Raw genomic sequence first — 14896 nt, 5'->3', positions numbered from 1 at the left:
TTATGAAAGCACTTATAAAAGTTGAAGAATTAATGCTATTTATCCTGTCAATTGTTTTATTTAATCAATTAAATTTCGATTGGTGGTGGTATCTTGCTTTATTTTTTTTTCCAGATATTAGTTTTTTCGGTTATTTAATAAACCCTAAAATAGGTGCTTATTGTTATAATTTTTTGCATCACAAAGCAATTGCCATTATAGTGTATTTTTTTGGAATTTATTTTAAACAGGAAAGTATTCAGTTGATAGGAATCATTCTTTTTGGACATTCTTCTTTCGATAGAATTTTAGGTTATGGATTAAAATATACAGATAGTTTTAAAAATACGCATTTAGGGAAAATAGGGTAATATGAAACCAATCAAATCTGTAAAATCCGTGAAATCTGTGTCATTCTTTTTAGCGAAACTCGAGAAATTCGTGTTCTAATTAATACTAAATATTAAAACCATTTCTTACGTTTAAAATACCAAACAGCTCCAAAAGTTACTAAAACCATTACTCCTAATAAAATAAAATACCCATATTTAAATTTTAATTCAGGTATGTGCTCGAAATTCATTCCGTAAATTCCTGCTAAAAATGTTAGGGGAATAAAAATTACAGACAAAATAGTTAATGTTTTCATTACTTCATTTAAACGATGTCCTTGGATACTAAAAATCAAATTTATTTTACTTTCCAATTCTTGTAATTCAAAATCTATATTAGAAATTAGGTTGTTGGTTTGCTCTTTTATTTCACTAAAATATTTAATATCTACACCTTTAATATCTACTTTTTCTAATTTAACAATCATGTCTCTTAAACCAATTGCAGCTTTTTTAAAACTAAACAATTCTTGTTTTCTGGTTTCTACCAAAGATGTAAACTCTGGAGTAGGTTTTATAAGTGTTGCATTTAATTGAGAGGCACTAATTTCGGCATGTTTCGCGTAAGTTTCTTGGTAATTGTCTATAATTGCTTCAATAATTAAATAAAGTAAATAGTCAGCTTTCTTTTTTCTAACAATACCTTTATGACCTTCTAAACGTTCACGAATCCAATTAAAATAGTCTCCTGGTTTTTCTTGTATAGACCATAAAAAATTGGGAGATACTATAAAAATCATTTGCTCATCATCTAACGTTTTTCCTTCGGTTTTTAAAACTTTAACCGTAACAAATAGTAAATTTTCTAATACAATTACTTTGGTAGCATGTTCTTCTTCCATTAATAATTTAATCAAAAAATCGTCTAAATTATTTTCTAAAATAACAGATTTAAATTCATCTTGATATTCTATGCCGTAAGTATTAATCCATTTTGTGGAATTAGAATGAGCAGATAAATCTATTTGAGAAAGTGCTAAAAATTTTGTTTTCTCATAATTTTTATCAGAATAATTTATAATTGTAGTGTTATCAAGAAAATTTTGTTCCATTTGAATAAATATTTGCTTAGTTAAAGATACTTTTTTAAATTGAAAATTAAAACTACTTTAAACAGACTTTATGCACATAGAACAATTAAGAGGTTTTTGTATTGCCAAAAAAGGAGTTACAGAACATTTTCCTTTTGATGATGTAACTCTTGTTTTTAAAGTAATGGATAAAATGTTTGCTTTGGTGGGTTTAAGTAAATGGGAAAATGGTGAACAGAAAATAAATTTAAAATGCAATCCAGATAAAGCTGAAGAATTGCGTGGAGAATATGAAGGAATTGCACCTGGATTTCACATGAGCAAAAAACATTGGAACACTGTCACTATAAATTCTTCAGATGTTTCTGATGATTTGGTTAGAGAACTTATAAATCATTCTTATAAATTGGTTGTGAAAGGTTTGCCAAAGAAATTACAAGCAGAATTAGAGAATTTATAGTTGAAGTAATTCTAATAAAAAAGAAGGCTTTTCAAATGAAATATATTTCATTTGAAAAGCCTTTATTAGTTATTTCTTATAATAAATTTAATGGCAGCTACAAGTAGGTGTTGTAAAGCTATTTGTTTTTAAATTCACAGGAAAACCTTGGTTGTAGTTTTCATTTTCAAAATAAAATTTTCCCCTTTCTTTATTATAATTTCCAATTTCATTCATGGTATTTATATCGTATAAACGCCCATTTATCATTGTATAAATTACAGAATTAGAATTTTTTATATTATCTAAAGGATTTTTATCCATGATAATTAAATCTGCTAATTTTCCTTTTTCTAAAGAACCTATTTCATCAGAAGCTCCAATATATTCAGCACCATTTATGGTAGCAGCTTTTAAGGCTTCTAAATTTGATAAACCACCTTGTTGTAACATCCACAATTCCCAATGCGCACCCAAACCTTGTAATTGTCCGTGAGCACCTAAATTTACTTTTACACCTAATTTTGAGAGGTTAGTAACAGATTCTGAAGTTAAAATATGTCCGTTTTTATATTCCTCTTCAGGCACCATAGTTCTGTGTCTAGCTCTTGAATCTATTACATATCTTGGTGTATATTTTAAAAGTGTTTCGTTTTCCCAAACATTTGATTTTTGATACCACTCATACTCACCACTCATACCACCATAATTTACAATCAAAGTTGGTGTGTAACCAGTTTTACTATTTTTCCAAAGCTCTAAAACATCTTTATACAAAGGAGCTACAGGAATATTATGTTCAATACCTGTATGACCGTCAAAAATCATACTCATATTGGCATAAAAATTAGAACCACCTTCTGGCACTACGTTTACACCATATTCTCTTGCAGCTTGCATAATTTGTTGACGCTGTTCTCTTCTTGGTTGATTGTAACTTTTTACAGATTTTGCACCAAAAGCTTTGGTTCTAGATATTGCAAATCGTGCATCTTCTAAGTTGTTTACAACAGCTTTAAAATCACCTTCAGCACCATATAAAATAAAGCCTGTAGAAAACATTCTTGGGCCTACTAATTGTCCGCTTTTTTGTAATTCTTCCAAAGTAAAAGCAGCAGCAGTATTTACAGATGGATCATGAGCAGTTGTAACACCAAAAGCTAAATTAGCATAAAATTGCCAGTGTTTTTGAGTGCTTAAACCGTTTCTAAAAGCACCAACATGTGCATGAACATCAACAATACCAGGCATAATTGTTTTGCCTTTCATATCGTATATTTTTACATTAGATGGTATGGAAATCTCTTTTGAACTTCCTATTTTTTCTATTTTATTTTGATACACTACAATAGTTCCATTTTCTATAACTTTATCTTCATGCATTGTAATTAAGCGTGCATTTGTAAAAGCGATTCTCCCTTCAGGAATATCTGATTTTGTAGTTAAACCAATTTTTAAAGTGGTTGTAGTTTCGGAAGATAAATTGGTTTTTGCAAACGGATTTGTAGTGTTGTTTACAATTGCTTTCGTAAAATAATCTTCACCTAATGTCCAATGAACTTTTTGGTCGTTGTTAGACCAATGTAAGTTAATTCCTGCATTTTCAGATAAGCTTTCTACGTTAAAAGATGTTGTATTCGCATCTAAATTAATTTCGCTTCCATTCATTACAAAAGGAGCAACATATAGCTTGTGCAAATGTATAAAAGCAACCCAGTTATTATCTTTACTTGGTACCAATCTGTTTGCTAATTTTGATGAAAAATGACTTTTTTCGTCTTTTCCATTTAAATTTACACTTTTTAATTTTTTGGTTAATCCTCCAAAAAAAGAACCTCCTGTTTGATAAAAAATGCGTTCGTCATTAGCAGAAAACATTGGAAATTCTCCATCATCAGTTATTTTGTTTGCTCCAGTTCCATCTAAATAAGCTGTATAAATTCCTGTTTTTTTTGTGTAATCAAAACCTTGATCGCCATTTCCACTTTCTTTACGATACGTAATTCTGGTTCCAGCATTGTTATAACGAGGTGTTCTGTAAATTCCTTCTTCAGAGGTTAGTTTTGTTAAGTTTGTACCATCTAAGTTTACTTTGTAAATGGCACCTAGCTCTTCATCATTCCAAGTTACAAAAATTACAGAATTCCCATCAGTAGAAAAACTAGGTTCAGCTTCAAAATCTGTTAAATCGGTTATTCTTATAGGTGCTCCATTAGGTAACTCTTTTTTGTAAATATGTCCTAAAGATGTGAAAATTATGGTTTTTCCATCAGCAGAAGTTTCTACATCTTTTATCATTTTAGAAGTAAAACTAGGTTCAAAAACTTTTCTTTTTACATGATGCGTTTGAGCCAATTTAATATCTTGATTTACTTCAAAAGGAATATTTACTACTGTTTTAGAATCTATATTAATTTTATTTATTTTTCCTTCAGACCAAAAAATAATTTCTTTGTTGTTTGGTAACCACGTAAAATGAGGATATACCCCAAAAACAGCCCAAGCTTCTTGTTGGTCTTTACTTAAATCATGATAAATTGGGTATTCTTTACCTGTTTCTAATTCATGTATATATAAAACTGTTTTTGTCCTAACACGTTTTACGAAAGCTAATAACTTACCGTCTTTTGATACTACTGGTCTTGCTGCACCACCTGGACCACCAGTTATTTGTTTAATTTCTCCAGTTTCAAAGTTGTACTGTTTGATTACATAAATTTGCTTGTTTGGGTCTTTGTTGTATTGAAAAAAACCTCCTGGATACATATCTTCAGCATAATACAAATATTTTCCATCAGCAGAAATTGAAGGATCATTCACATCTTGCTGATCGTTTTTTCTTGAAGTTAATCTTAAGCCAGCGTCACCAGAAAGAGGGTATTGCCACATTTCTCCAGCACCTACAGAACGTGTTGAAGTGTAATGTTTTCTAGCAACTAAAGATTTTCCATCAGGAGTCCAAACAGCATTGTTTAACAATCTATATTTTTCTTTTGTGATGGATTTTGCTTCACTTCCATCAGCTTTCATTACCCAAATATTGTTACCTCCTTCAGCATCACTTGTAAAAGAAATATATTTTCCATTTGGGCTAAATCTTGGTTGTACTTCGTACGCTAAACCAGATCTTAATATGGTAGCTGTTCCTCCAGAAATTGGCATTTTGTAAATGTCACCTAATAAATCAAAAACAATTGTTTTTCCATCAGGACTCACATCTAAATTCATCCAAGTACCTTCATCTGTACTTAAGTTGAAAGAATTGTATAACCAGTTTTCATGCGGATTATTTACATTCCATTTTTCTTTTTTTTCTTGTGCAATTACTATCGAAGAAATTGCAAATAAGAGAATGTATAATTGTTTTTTAAGTATCATAAATTTTGTATTGGTTTATAAAAATAAGGTTTATATTTTTAATGATAACAAATTATATTAAGAGTTCATTTTTAAAAGCATGTTTGGATTTGGGCATACTGTTTTCCAGAAAGCTAATTCACTTTCTAAAGCAACTCCAGGAAAATCATTGTCGTAATTTAAAAGTGATAGCATAATTTGAAAATGCAAATGCGGAACCCATTCTCCATTCTCAGCATAATTACCTAAAACGCCAATTTTAGCATCTTTTTTAATGATGTCACCAACAGAAAATTTTAAAGTACTTTTTTTAGATAAGTGTCCATACAATGTGTAAAAAATTACTTCATTAAAAGTATGCTTTAAAATAATAAAACCACCATAACCTTTGTATGGTTTTTGGTGAGTAGCAGAAACAACTTCGCCATCACAAATGGCATGAACTGGTGTTTCGCTTGGTAACCAAAAATCAACACCTAAGTGAATGTTTCTTTTTTCATGACTATTTTTATCTGTAGCATTGTAAATATCTGAAGTGTACAAAGCACGTTTTTCTAAATATCCACCAGCAATAATTTTAGTAGGGTTTTTTAATTGAATTTCTTCTAATTTCTCTGAAAAATATTCAGGATTATTAAATTCACTTTCCGTTTTTACTAAAGTGTTTTTGGTACTTAAATCAATATTAAAAATTTCATTTTTTTTTATTGTAGGAAATAGTTCTTGTAAGGAAAAATTTTGATTTTCAGTCCAATTTTTAAACTCTATAAAGCCTTGGGTTTTATTCATAATCAAAAATAATACTTTCTATTTAGTTTTTTAAAATTCCCTTTTTATTATTTGTAGTTTTGTGAAAAGTATTAACATGATTGTACAAGGAAATATTGTAGATATTCAAAATAAAAGAATTTTCAAAGGCGAGGTTGAAGTTAAAAATGGGAAAATTTTAGAAATTAGAACAGCTAATCACAACCAAGAAAATTTTATTTTACCAGGTTTTATAGATGCACATATACATATTGAAAGTTCTATGTTAGTACCTTCTGAATTTGCAAAAATTGCGGTAACTCACGGAACAGTTGCTACAGTTTCAGATCCGCATGAAATTGCCAATGTTTTAGGCGTAAAGGGTGTTGAATTTATGATTGAAAATGGAAAGAAAGTTCCGTTAAAATTCAATTTTGGAGCACCAAGTTGTGTGCCAGCAACTTCTTTTGAAAGTGCAGGAGCAGTTATAAATTCAAACGACATTAAAAAAATGATGCAAAATCCAGATATTAAGTATCTGGCAGAAATGATGAATTATCCTGGTGTTTTGTTTGATGATGAAGAGGTTTTAGCAAAAATAAAACATGCAAAAAACAACAACAAACCAGTTGATGGGCATGCTCCTGGATTAAGAGGAGAGGATGTAACTAAATACATTGCTGCAGGAATTTCTACAGACCACGAATGTTTTTCTTATGAAGAAGGTTTAGAGAAATTACAAAAAGGAATGAAGGTTTTAATTCGCGAAGGAAGTGCCGCAAAAAACTTTGAAGCTTTAATTGATTTACTACCAGAATATTTCGAAAAAATGATGTTTTGCTCTGATGATAAACATCCAGATGATTTGTTGTTAGGTCATATCAATCAACTTTGTGAAAGAGCAGTTTTGAAAGGTATTGATGTTTTTAAAGTTTTACAAGCAGCTTGTGTAAATCCTGTAAAATATTACAATTTAGACGTTGGGTTATTACAAACCGGAGATACTGCCGATTTTATTGTTGTGGAAGATTTACAAAAATTCAAAGTTTTGGAAACTTACATTAATGGAGCATTGGTTGCTAAAAACGGAAAGTCGTTTGTAAAACATGTAGATTTTGAGGTATTGAATAATTTTAACACAGATAAAAAGAAAATACAAGATTTTAGATTTGATTCTTCCGCAGAAAAAATTAGAGTAATTGAAGCGTTGGATGGCGAATTAGTTACCAATCAAATTGAAGCAAAAAGCTTAATTACAGATGGTAATTTAGTTTCAAATACAGCAACAGATGTTTTAAAAATGACAGTTGTAAATCGTTATAATAATGATAAACCAGCAATTGCATTCATCAAAAACTTCGGATTAAAAGAAGGTGCCATTGCAAGTTCAGTTGGGCACGATTCTCACAATATTATTGCAGTTGGTGTTTCTGACGAAGCAATTTGTAAAGCTGTAAATTTAATTATTGAAAATAGAGGAGGAGTTTGTGCTGTAAATTCAAAAGAAAAAAAAATAGTTCCATTACCAGTTGCAGGAATTATGAGCGACAAATCTGCTCAAGAAATTGGAAAATCGTATGCAACATTAGATAAAATGGCTAAACAAATGGGTAGTAAATTACGAGCTCCTTATATGAGTTTGTCATTTATGGCTTTGTTGGTAATTCCTTCTTTAAAACTGTCTGACAAAGGGTTGTTTGATGGAAATAGTTTTCAATTTACTTCATTAGAAATTCAATAAAAAGCGTATGTTTAAAAAAGAACTTCGAAAAATATACAAAGCAAAAAGAAAGCAATTATCTCCAAATCAAAAATTAGAAATGGAGCAAGATATTTACAATCAAATTTTTGAATTGGATTTTTCTGAAATACAAGTTGTTCATCTTTTTTTAACCATTAGAAAATACGATGAAATTAACACACAACCCATTATCGATTTTTTAAATAAAAATAACAAAACAATTGTAGTGAGTAAGTGCGATTTCGATAACAATACATTACAACATTTTATTTTCGATAAAAACACCAAATTAGAAGTCAATTCTTGGGGAGTTCCAGAGCCTATAAATGCCAAAGAAATACACCCAAAGGAAATAGATTTAGTTTTTGTGCCGATGCTAATTTCCGATAAAAATAATTACAGAGTTGGTTATGGAAAAGGGTTTTACGACGGTTTTTTAGCGGAATGCAAACCTACCGTAAAAACAATTGGAATTAATTTTTTTAAACCCGTTTCAAAAATTAACGACATTCACAAATTTGATGTAGCTTTGAACCAAATAATATATCCTAAGAAATGAGTTTACAACAAGATTTAGAAAACAGAAGTGGTAATAAATGTGAATTATGTGCTGCAACCAATAATTTAGCTGTTTACGAAGTAAAACCAACATCTACAGGTGGTGTTGATGGTAGTTTGTTGGCTTGTGAAACTTGTATCGATCAAATTGAAAATCCAGAAAATACAGATGTAAATCATTGGCGTTGTTTAAACGATGCTATGTGGAGCGAATTTAGAGCTGTAAAAGTAGTTGCTTGGAGAATGTTATCTCGTTTAAAAAACGAAGGTTGGCCAAAAGATTTGTTAGACATGATGTATTTAGAAGATGATGATGTGCGTTTCGCAAAAGAATCTGGAGATCATTTAGACGAAAGCGAAAAAATAATTCACAGAGATGCCAATGGCGCTATTTTACAAGCAGGAGATTCTGTAGTTTTAATCAAAGATTTGAAAGTAAAAGGCTCTAGTATGGTTGCCAAACAAGGAACTGCAGTTCGCAGAATTTCATTAGACCACGAAAACGAAAAATATATTGAAGGTAGAGTAGGCTCAACCCAAATTGTAATTATTACAGATTACGTAAAAAAAATGGCGGAAAAAGAGTAATCCTCTCTTAATCTCTCCAAAGGAGAGAGACACTCTTGCGAAACTCTTTTTATAGAATTTGTAGCTCACTTTCCCCTTTGGGGAAAATGTTTAAAAGACAAAAGGGATTACAACATTTTTTGTTGTTTTTTATAAAACGAATCGGCTTGTAATTTCATTAAGTCGCGAGCCATTTTTTGTTTATAAGCATAGATTTCTTCTTCTGTAGCAATATCTTCATACACTTTTTTGTTAACAGCAATATCTGCTTGTAATAATTCATTTCTTTGGTTTACTTGTTGTTTTACCCATGTTTTTACGGCAGTTTCTTCGTCTTCTAATTTAAAATCATATTCACCTTTTGGTGAAATTAATTTTGCAAAAATAGGTGATGTTTCTATCGCTAAAAACAACAAGAAAATAAAGAAAGAAGTAAACCAAGGCAATTTGTTTAAAGCATTAATTCTTGCCATCAAACCGTCAAAATTTGTAATAATAGGCTGTGTTTTGCTTTCGTAGTTTTTCTGATTTTCTATTAATGTTGCAATAGCTGCTTCTTTATTTTTAATTTTTTCTGCGTTTTCTTTTCTTAAATTATTCAATAAAAGCAAAGAAGCGTCGTGTTTTTCTCTTTTTTCTTTATAAACAGGTCCTTTGCCCAATAATTTTGTTCCTTTTCTACCTTCAGCTTCTGCAATATAGGTTTCGTACAAAGCATTTGTTTTTGCTTCTTGTGTATTTATTTCTTGTTTTAAAACTTCAATTTCTGCATTTATTTTTGCGATTTCTGGTGCAAATTGTGCTGCTATTTGCGTTTTATTATCTAAAGTCATTTGGTTTTTTTCTGCTAACAAAACCTGATTAATTTCTTTCTCAAACAATTTTAATTCTAATGGTTTAGAAATTACAATCGCAATAATAACTGCCAATAAAATACGTGGTGAAGCTTGTAAAAATTCTTTCCATTTGTTGTCCCTTTTTTTGATAGTGGAAACGATAAAACGATCTAAATTAAAAATTAACAATCCCCAAATTAATCCAAAGAAAATCGCAGCATATAAATTATCGAAAACAGTAAAAAGTGCATAACTGCCTGCAATGGTTGCCATAATTGCCGTAAAAAAAACGGTGGCTCCAATGCCCACATATTTGTTTTGTTCACCATTAGAACAGTTTTCAATTAGGTTTTTATCGACTCCAGAACAGGTAAGAAAGAAATTTTTAAGCACAGTGTAACATTTTAAATATAGAAGTACAACGTATTAAAAAAGAATTTGTTACATAAAAAAACCTCGAATTTCGAGGTTTTTAGATTTATAATTGGTGTTGATTTTATTGTTCAGTCAAATAAGTTAATTTAATTTATTTTTTTTCTGGTGGAGGTGGAGGTAAAATCTTATTTGGAGCCGTAACTTTTTCACGCTCTTTATTAGACATTTTATTGTTATAAATTTCTTTTAAATAAATTAAGTTTGCTTTTCTATTATCTTCAGTTCGTTTTACTTTTGCAGCTAATCTTTGATAAGTATAGACCCAGTCTGGTTTTGGTGGTGGTGGAGGAGTTTCAATATTTTTAGCTGAACTCCAAGGAATATATTTACTAACAACTGTAATAAGAATACCATATTTTTTTAAAATTTCTTGAGCTTTATTTGATATTTCTTTTTTTGCATTTGGATGAACAACAAGAAGAGCTTTAGTATTTTTTTTTTTAATTTGTTTATGAGTTTTACTTAATTCTTTTTTTAAATTTTCTAAAGTTACCCATTTTCCAAAAACATCAAATCTGTTTTCTTCATTTAAATAAATTGAAAACCTATACTTATAAATTATTTCTGTATTATTTTCTTTTTTTACTTTATTAGATAAATCATTTCCAGTTCTTTTTTCCCAATTAGAATAAGCTTTTTTTGCTTTTAAAATATCTTCTTTTGAAGCTTTTGGATTTGGTGGTGGAGGAGGTATTAATAATTTATCTTCTTTGGTTAGCTCATCTCTTAATTTATAAAAAACGATATTATTTTTCATTAATCTTAAATATGGATAGTGAGGAGGTATAGGTCTTTTTACTTTCTTTTTATAAGATTTTGGAAGTTTAAAGTACATACTACCTAATTTTGAAAACAAATCATTTAATTCATCTTGTCTAACTTTTGAACTTTTTACAAAATGTGGTTTTAGATTTCTATCTCCTTCATAAAGCTTATTTAAATAATTATATTTTTCTAACGATGTATTTTCTTTAGCTTTTATAAATTTTTTGGTAAAAGAAGCTCCAATACTTTGCTTAGAAGATTTATTTGTTGGAATTGGAGAGTCTATATATTTTTTCTTTTTAGGTTTTTCTTCAATAATTTCTACTTCTTCAACCTTGTATTCTTCTTTTAAATATTTCTGAAATTTTTCTACCCTTTTTTTATTTTGAGTTTCAAAATATTTATGTGTATCTAAGCTTGCTTGATTTTCTTGAGGAAAACGCTTGCTTCTTGCATTTTTATACACATGGCTATTTGAATATCTCGCAAAATCTGTGTATTTGTAGTTGTTTAATATTGAATTGTCAACTACTTTTCCGTCTATCCAAACTGCATATTTGGTTTTGTCTTTTAAAGCTTCAAATTGTGCTTTTGTTGGAGTTGTTTTCTTCAATTTTAAAGGTGGAGGTGGAATTAATCTCGATTTTTCTTCTTCGTTTAATTCATTGTATTTTTTAATAACGTACTTTCCATTTTTATCTTTTCTTTGAATGGTTAAGTTTTTATAATAATACTTCTTGTATATTTCTGATTCAGATAAATCTTTTATTTTCTGAACATTTTGAGGTTGTTCATAAACTGTTTCAATAATTTCATGCTTTTCTTGTGCTTCAACCCTTTCAGCAAAGAGGAAGGTAAATGCTGCTAAAAGTGGCATTACAGCCAGTTTTTTTAACCAGATTATGGTTTTAGAACTTTGTGTTGTCATCATTTCTAATCTTTTTTTTGTGAGTGAATAATTCAAATTACTGGCCAAGTAATATTCGTTGTTCCAAGCAGCTTTATTTAATAATAAATGCTGATATTGGAATGGATTTTTATATTGATTGATAACCTTTTCGTCGGCTAAATATTCATGATTTAATTGGATTGCTTTTTTTAAGAAAATAAACAACGGATTAATCCAAAAAATAGCTTGCAAAAGTTCTATAAATAAAACGTCAAAAGTATGTTTTTGAGTTACGTGTGTTAATTCATGTGTAAATAATTCTGCTTCAATTTTTCCATTATTATAATCTTTTTTGTTGATAAAAATAAAATTCCAAAATGTGTGTGGTAGTATTTTATCATCTACCAATATCAAGGTTGCTTTTCCTTGTTTTACTTTTTCGTTTTTATGAATTTTCTTTAAAATTTTATACAAATTTCTTGTAAACCTGAATAGCAGAATCGCACAAATAAATACATAGACTCCTAGAAGTAGCTGAGAATAATCGATACTTTCTTCAATAAATATTGGATTGGTATTTTCCACAAAAAAAGAATCTTCTATGGTTGTTGGAACTGTATTTATAACCATTGGTTTTACATAGGTTGTAAAAGTTGTTAATGGCACTAAAAATGAAAAAAACACACTACCTAATAAATAGAAACGATTAAAGTTGTGCATTTTTTCTTTTTCTAATACAAAATGATAGAAAAATAACAAAAGCGCTAAACAAGTTGCCGATTTTAAGAGGTAAATAATCATTTTTGTTGCTTTTTAATTTGACTGTCAATTACCTTTTTTAATTCCTCTAACTCGTCTGTAGAAAGGTTGGTTTCCTTTGTGAAAAACGACGCAAACTGACTTGCAGAATCGTTAAAGAAATTTTTAATCAACCCATTTACATGGTTCGAAAAATAATCGGTTTTTTTAATAATCGGATAATATTCTCTCGATTTTCCGAATAATTTATAGCTGATAAAACCTTTGTCAGTAATTCTTTTTAACAAAGTTGCTACTGTTGTTGTGGCAGGTTTTGGCTCTGGAAAATCTTCTAATAAATCTTTTAAAAATGCCTTTTTACGTTTCCATAAATACTGCATTAATTGTTCTTCAGTTTTAGATAATTGCATACGAATGTCATTTTTACTCTACAAACATAGAATAAAAAAATGAATTCTACAAATGTAGAGTTAAATTTTATTTTTGTATTTTGCTATATTTGTTTAAATACTTGAAAAATAAATGAGAAATAAATTAATTCTATTAGCTAGTATTGTACTTTTTGCTTCTTGTGCAACTAAAAAGTTTAAAGCTAAATGGTTAGATAAAAAAGCGCCAGAAACTTTTAAAGCAAGATTTGAAACTACTCAGGGTAATTTTGATATTGAGGCAACCAGAGAATGGTCTCCAAAAGGTGTAGATCGTTTGTATCAATTAATTAAATACGGCTATTATAAAGATGTTGCCATTTATAGAGTAGTACCCAATTTTGTGGCACAATTCGGAATTCATAATGATTCTTTAATAAATAAAAGTTGGCAAAAAGGAATTGAAGACGAACCTGTAATTAGAAAAAATGATTCTATGACTTTAGCATTTGCTAGAGGAGGAGTAAATACAAGATCAAATCAAATTTTTATCAATTTAAAAGAAAACCATCGTTTAGATAAATTGGCATATTCTGGTGTTACAGGTTTTCCTGTAATAGCAAAGGTAATTTCTGGTCAGGAAAATATTTTAAAGTTTTATGATGGTTATGGCGATAAATTAGGAAGACAACAAGGTAAGATTAATCAGCTTGGGAATGCTTTTTTAAAAGAGAATTACCCAAAAGTAGATTATATTTTAAAAGCTTATATTATAAAGAAATAATGATAAAAAAAATACTTTTTCTATCTGTTGTAGCTGTTGTATTCGGTTTTAATTTTACTTTTTCTCAGGTTAAATTTGAAAAGGAATATCGATTAAAAACTGCAGACGTTCCTAAAAAAGCATTACACATTATTACTATGTGGGATTTTAAAAAGAAAGTAAAATGGTATGCTGAAGAAAGTCAAGATGGTAAAACAGTTGAAGCTAAAGTTTGCCATAATAAGCATAGAATCAGTTTAGAATTTGAAGAAAATGGGACACTAATAGATGTAGAAAAAACTGTAAAATTTAGTGATTTAGAAGAGGATATACAGTAAAAAATAGAAAACACATTGTCTAAAAAATTTAAGAAATTTCGTTTTAAGAAAGTTCAAATTCAATTTATAGGTGATGAAAGTGCTATTTATAACGAGATATTTAATTTGAAATCACATCATGAAAAGATAATTCCAAAATATGAAATTATTGTAAAAGGCAAAAAAGAAAAAAGATACCAGAATTTTGAAATTTTGTTCAATAGAAGAGGAGAAATAGAAAAAGAGTTGCTTATTCAATCGTCAGATTCCACTAATTTAGAATTTTAATGAAATCATTTCTAACGTCTTTAATCACTTTTTTTATTGGATTTTCACTTTTTGGACAATCAGATTTTAATTTGGGTTTACTACCAAAAGTTGTGGTGGGTAAAAAGCTATCAGACCAAACAAAATGGGTAAATAGTATTGAATCTAGAACTATTGTTTATGATGAAGATTATCAGTTTTCTCATAGTTTGGTAGATGTTTCTTCCATTTTATCTTTCAAAATAAACACCAATCAATCTGTAAATTTCGGATATATTCTTCGTTTCGAAGATTCAGAGATTATCCACAGAACTTTTCAGCATTATAATATTGTCAGCTCTTTTTCATCTTTAAAATTAGGACATCGTTTTGCTTTTGAACAATTTTATCAAACCCAAAAACAAACCACTTTTAGAACACGTTACAGAGCAAGTTTAGAGAAACCTTTAAATGGAGAACGAGTTGATGTAAACGAATTTTATATCAAATTAGGTAACGAATATTTGTATGATTTTGATGAAGATGATTTGGAAATTCGATTTACGCCTTACTTAGGTTATCAAGCCACTAAAAAAGACAAAGTAGAATTTGGGTTGGATTATAGATTGAGTAATTTTCTCAATAACGAAACCGAAAACCGACTTTGGATTCGTGCAACTTGGTATATTTCTTTATAAATTAAAGTT

The 14896-nt window shown here is 29.1% G+C and carries 15 protein-coding genes; 9 read left to right on the top strand and 6 right to left on the bottom strand.

The features are described 5' to 3' along the window. Nucleotides 1–2 precede the first annotated feature (2 nt). Nucleotides 3–350 carry a DUF4260 domain-containing protein gene (locus FDT66_RS02180; protein WP_138534506.1) on the top strand — a complete coding sequence of 116 codons (348 nt, stop codon included), beginning with the start codon at nucleotides 3–5 and terminating at the stop codon, nucleotides 348–350. 92 nt (nucleotides 351–442) lie between these two features. Here FDT66_RS02180 and FDT66_RS02175 read toward each other — a convergent pair whose 3' ends face one another. Beyond that, nucleotides 443–1423 (bottom strand): magnesium and cobalt transport protein CorA, encoded by a 981-nt coding sequence (locus FDT66_RS02175; RefSeq protein ID WP_138534505.1) that lies wholly within the window; start codon nucleotides 1421–1423, stop codon nucleotides 443–445. Nucleotides 1424–1493: 70 nt separating this feature from the next. Between FDT66_RS02175 and FDT66_RS02170 the strand changes: the two genes are divergently transcribed. Then, nucleotides 1494–1862, top strand: a complete 369-nt coding sequence (locus FDT66_RS02170; RefSeq protein ID WP_138534504.1) for an MmcQ/YjbR family DNA-binding protein — start codon at nucleotides 1494–1496, stop codon at nucleotides 1860–1862. Nucleotides 1863–1949: 87 nt separating this feature from the next. On the opposite strand, the gene FDT66_RS02165 is transcribed toward FDT66_RS02170, so the two are convergent. After that, the gene (locus FDT66_RS02165) at nucleotides 1950–5219 is read right to left on the bottom strand and encodes an amidohydrolase family protein (RefSeq protein WP_138534503.1); all 3270 of its coding nucleotides are present in this window, start codon (nucleotides 5217–5219) and stop codon (nucleotides 1950–1952) included. 57 nt (nucleotides 5220–5276) lie between these two features. Beyond that, nucleotides 5277–5987 (bottom strand): peptidoglycan DD-metalloendopeptidase family protein, encoded by a 711-nt coding sequence (locus FDT66_RS02160; RefSeq protein WP_138534502.1) that lies wholly within the window; start codon nucleotides 5985–5987, stop codon nucleotides 5277–5279. A 76-nt stretch (nucleotides 5988–6063) separates the two neighbouring features. Here FDT66_RS02160 and ade point away from each other — a divergent pair, with 76 nt between their 5' ends. Genes ade through FDT66_RS02145 form a run of 3 tightly spaced genes read left to right on the top strand, consistent with a single transcriptional unit; the run spans nucleotide 6064 to nucleotide 8832 of the window. Further along, nucleotides 6064–7686: an adenine deaminase gene (gene ade, locus FDT66_RS02155; protein ID WP_138534501.1), complete on the top strand. Its 1623-nt coding sequence runs from the start codon at nucleotides 6064–6066 to the stop codon at nucleotides 7684–7686. 7 nt (nucleotides 7687–7693) lie between these two features. Next, complete coding sequence (locus FDT66_RS02150; protein ID WP_138534500.1) at nucleotides 7694–8245, top strand: 5-formyltetrahydrofolate cyclo-ligase; 552 nt, start codon at nucleotides 7694–7696, stop codon at nucleotides 8243–8245. Continuing rightward, nucleotides 8242–8832, top strand: a complete 591-nt coding sequence (locus FDT66_RS02145) for a PhnA domain-containing protein (RefSeq protein ID WP_138534499.1) — start codon at nucleotides 8242–8244, stop codon at nucleotides 8830–8832. Before FDT66_RS02150 ends, FDT66_RS02145 begins: the two co-directional genes overlap by 4 nt. A gap of 107 nt (nucleotides 8833–8939) precedes the next feature. Here the strand turns inward: FDT66_RS02145 and FDT66_RS02140 are convergent, their stop codons facing one another. The 3 genes from FDT66_RS02140 to FDT66_RS02130 form a co-directional block, all read right to left on the bottom strand. Further along, nucleotides 8940–10040 carry a DUF4407 domain-containing protein gene (locus tag FDT66_RS02140; RefSeq protein ID WP_138534498.1) on the bottom strand — a complete coding sequence of 367 codons (1101 nt, stop codon included), beginning with the start codon at nucleotides 10038–10040 and terminating at the stop codon, nucleotides 8940–8942. Between the two features lie 133 nt (nucleotides 10041–10173). After that, nucleotides 10174–12537, bottom strand: a complete 2364-nt coding sequence (locus tag FDT66_RS02135) for a M56 family metallopeptidase (protein ID WP_138534497.1) — start codon at nucleotides 12535–12537, stop codon at nucleotides 10174–10176. Next, entirely contained in the window at nucleotides 12534–12905 is a 372-nt protein-coding gene (locus tag FDT66_RS02130; protein ID WP_138534496.1) for a BlaI/MecI/CopY family transcriptional regulator, read from the bottom strand. Before FDT66_RS02130 ends, FDT66_RS02135 begins: the two co-directional genes overlap by 4 nt. Nucleotides 12906–13017: 112 nt before the next feature. Between FDT66_RS02130 and FDT66_RS02125 the strand changes: the two genes are divergently transcribed. From FDT66_RS02125 to FDT66_RS02110, 4 genes are read left to right on the top strand one after another with little or no spacing between them, the layout of a single operon-like run. After that, nucleotides 13018–13647, top strand: coding sequence for a peptidylprolyl isomerase (locus FDT66_RS02125; RefSeq protein ID WP_138534495.1), 630 nt, complete (start codon nucleotides 13018–13020; stop codon nucleotides 13645–13647). Continuing rightward, entirely contained in the window at nucleotides 13647–13964 is a 318-nt protein-coding gene (locus tag FDT66_RS02120; protein WP_138534494.1) for a hypothetical protein, read from the top strand. Before FDT66_RS02125 ends, FDT66_RS02120 begins: the two co-directional genes overlap by 1 nt. Nucleotides 13965–13979: 15 nt before the next feature. Continuing rightward, entirely contained in the window at nucleotides 13980–14231 is a 252-nt protein-coding gene (locus tag FDT66_RS02115; RefSeq protein WP_138534493.1) for a hypothetical protein, read from the top strand. Next, nucleotides 14231–14887: a DUF2490 domain-containing protein gene (locus FDT66_RS02110; RefSeq protein ID WP_138534492.1), complete on the top strand. Its 657-nt coding sequence runs from the start codon at nucleotides 14231–14233 to the stop codon at nucleotides 14885–14887. The genes FDT66_RS02115 and FDT66_RS02110 overlap by 1 nt, the downstream gene beginning before the upstream one ends. Nucleotides 14888–14896: the final 9 nt, after the last annotated feature.

It is taken from the genome of Polaribacter aestuariivivens (assembly GCF_005885675.1).
Lineage (GTDB): Bacteria > Bacteroidota > Bacteroidia > Flavobacteriales > Flavobacteriaceae > Polaribacter > Polaribacter aestuariivivens.
This window is presented reverse-complemented; position numbering and strand designations above follow the sequence as displayed.

What these genes read in the sequence shown, in the direction of transcription:
- FDT66_RS02180 (WP_138534506.1), top strand. Translation starts at nt 3, where the DNA reads ATGAAAGCACTTATAAAAGTTGAAGAATTAATGCTATTTATCCTGTCA.
- FDT66_RS02175 (WP_138534505.1), bottom strand. Translation starts at nt 1,423, where the DNA reads ATGGAACAAAATTTTCTTGATAACACTACAATTATAAATTATTCTGAT.
- FDT66_RS02170 (WP_138534504.1), top strand. Translation starts at nt 1,494, where the DNA reads ATGCACATAGAACAATTAAGAGGTTTTTGTATTGCCAAAAAAGGAGTT.
- FDT66_RS02165 (WP_138534503.1), bottom strand. Translation starts at nt 5,219, where the DNA reads ATGATACTTAAAAAACAATTATACATTCTCTTATTTGCAATTTCTTCG.
- FDT66_RS02160 (WP_138534502.1), bottom strand. Translation starts at nt 5,987, where the DNA reads ATGAATAAAACCCAAGGCTTTATAGAGTTTAAAAATTGGACTGAAAAT.
- ade (WP_138534501.1), top strand. Translation starts at nt 6,064, where the DNA reads ATGATTGTACAAGGAAATATTGTAGATATTCAAAATAAAAGAATTTTC.
- FDT66_RS02150 (WP_138534500.1), top strand. Translation starts at nt 7,694, where the DNA reads ATGTTTAAAAAAGAACTTCGAAAAATATACAAAGCAAAAAGAAAGCAA.
- FDT66_RS02145 (WP_138534499.1), top strand. Translation starts at nt 8,242, where the DNA reads ATGAGTTTACAACAAGATTTAGAAAACAGAAGTGGTAATAAATGTGAA.
- FDT66_RS02135 (WP_138534497.1), bottom strand. Translation starts at nt 12,537, where the DNA reads ATGATTATTTACCTCTTAAAATCGGCAACTTGTTTAGCGCTTTTGTTA.
- FDT66_RS02130 (WP_138534496.1), bottom strand. Translation starts at nt 12,905, where the DNA reads ATGCAATTATCTAAAACTGAAGAACAATTAATGCAGTATTTATGGAAA.
- FDT66_RS02125 (WP_138534495.1), top strand. Translation starts at nt 13,018, where the DNA reads ATGAGAAATAAATTAATTCTATTAGCTAGTATTGTACTTTTTGCTTCT.
- FDT66_RS02120 (WP_138534494.1), top strand. Translation starts at nt 13,647, where the DNA reads ATGATAAAAAAAATACTTTTTCTATCTGTTGTAGCTGTTGTATTCGGT.
- FDT66_RS02110 (WP_138534492.1), top strand. Translation starts at nt 14,231, where the DNA reads ATGAAATCATTTCTAACGTCTTTAATCACTTTTTTTATTGGATTTTCA.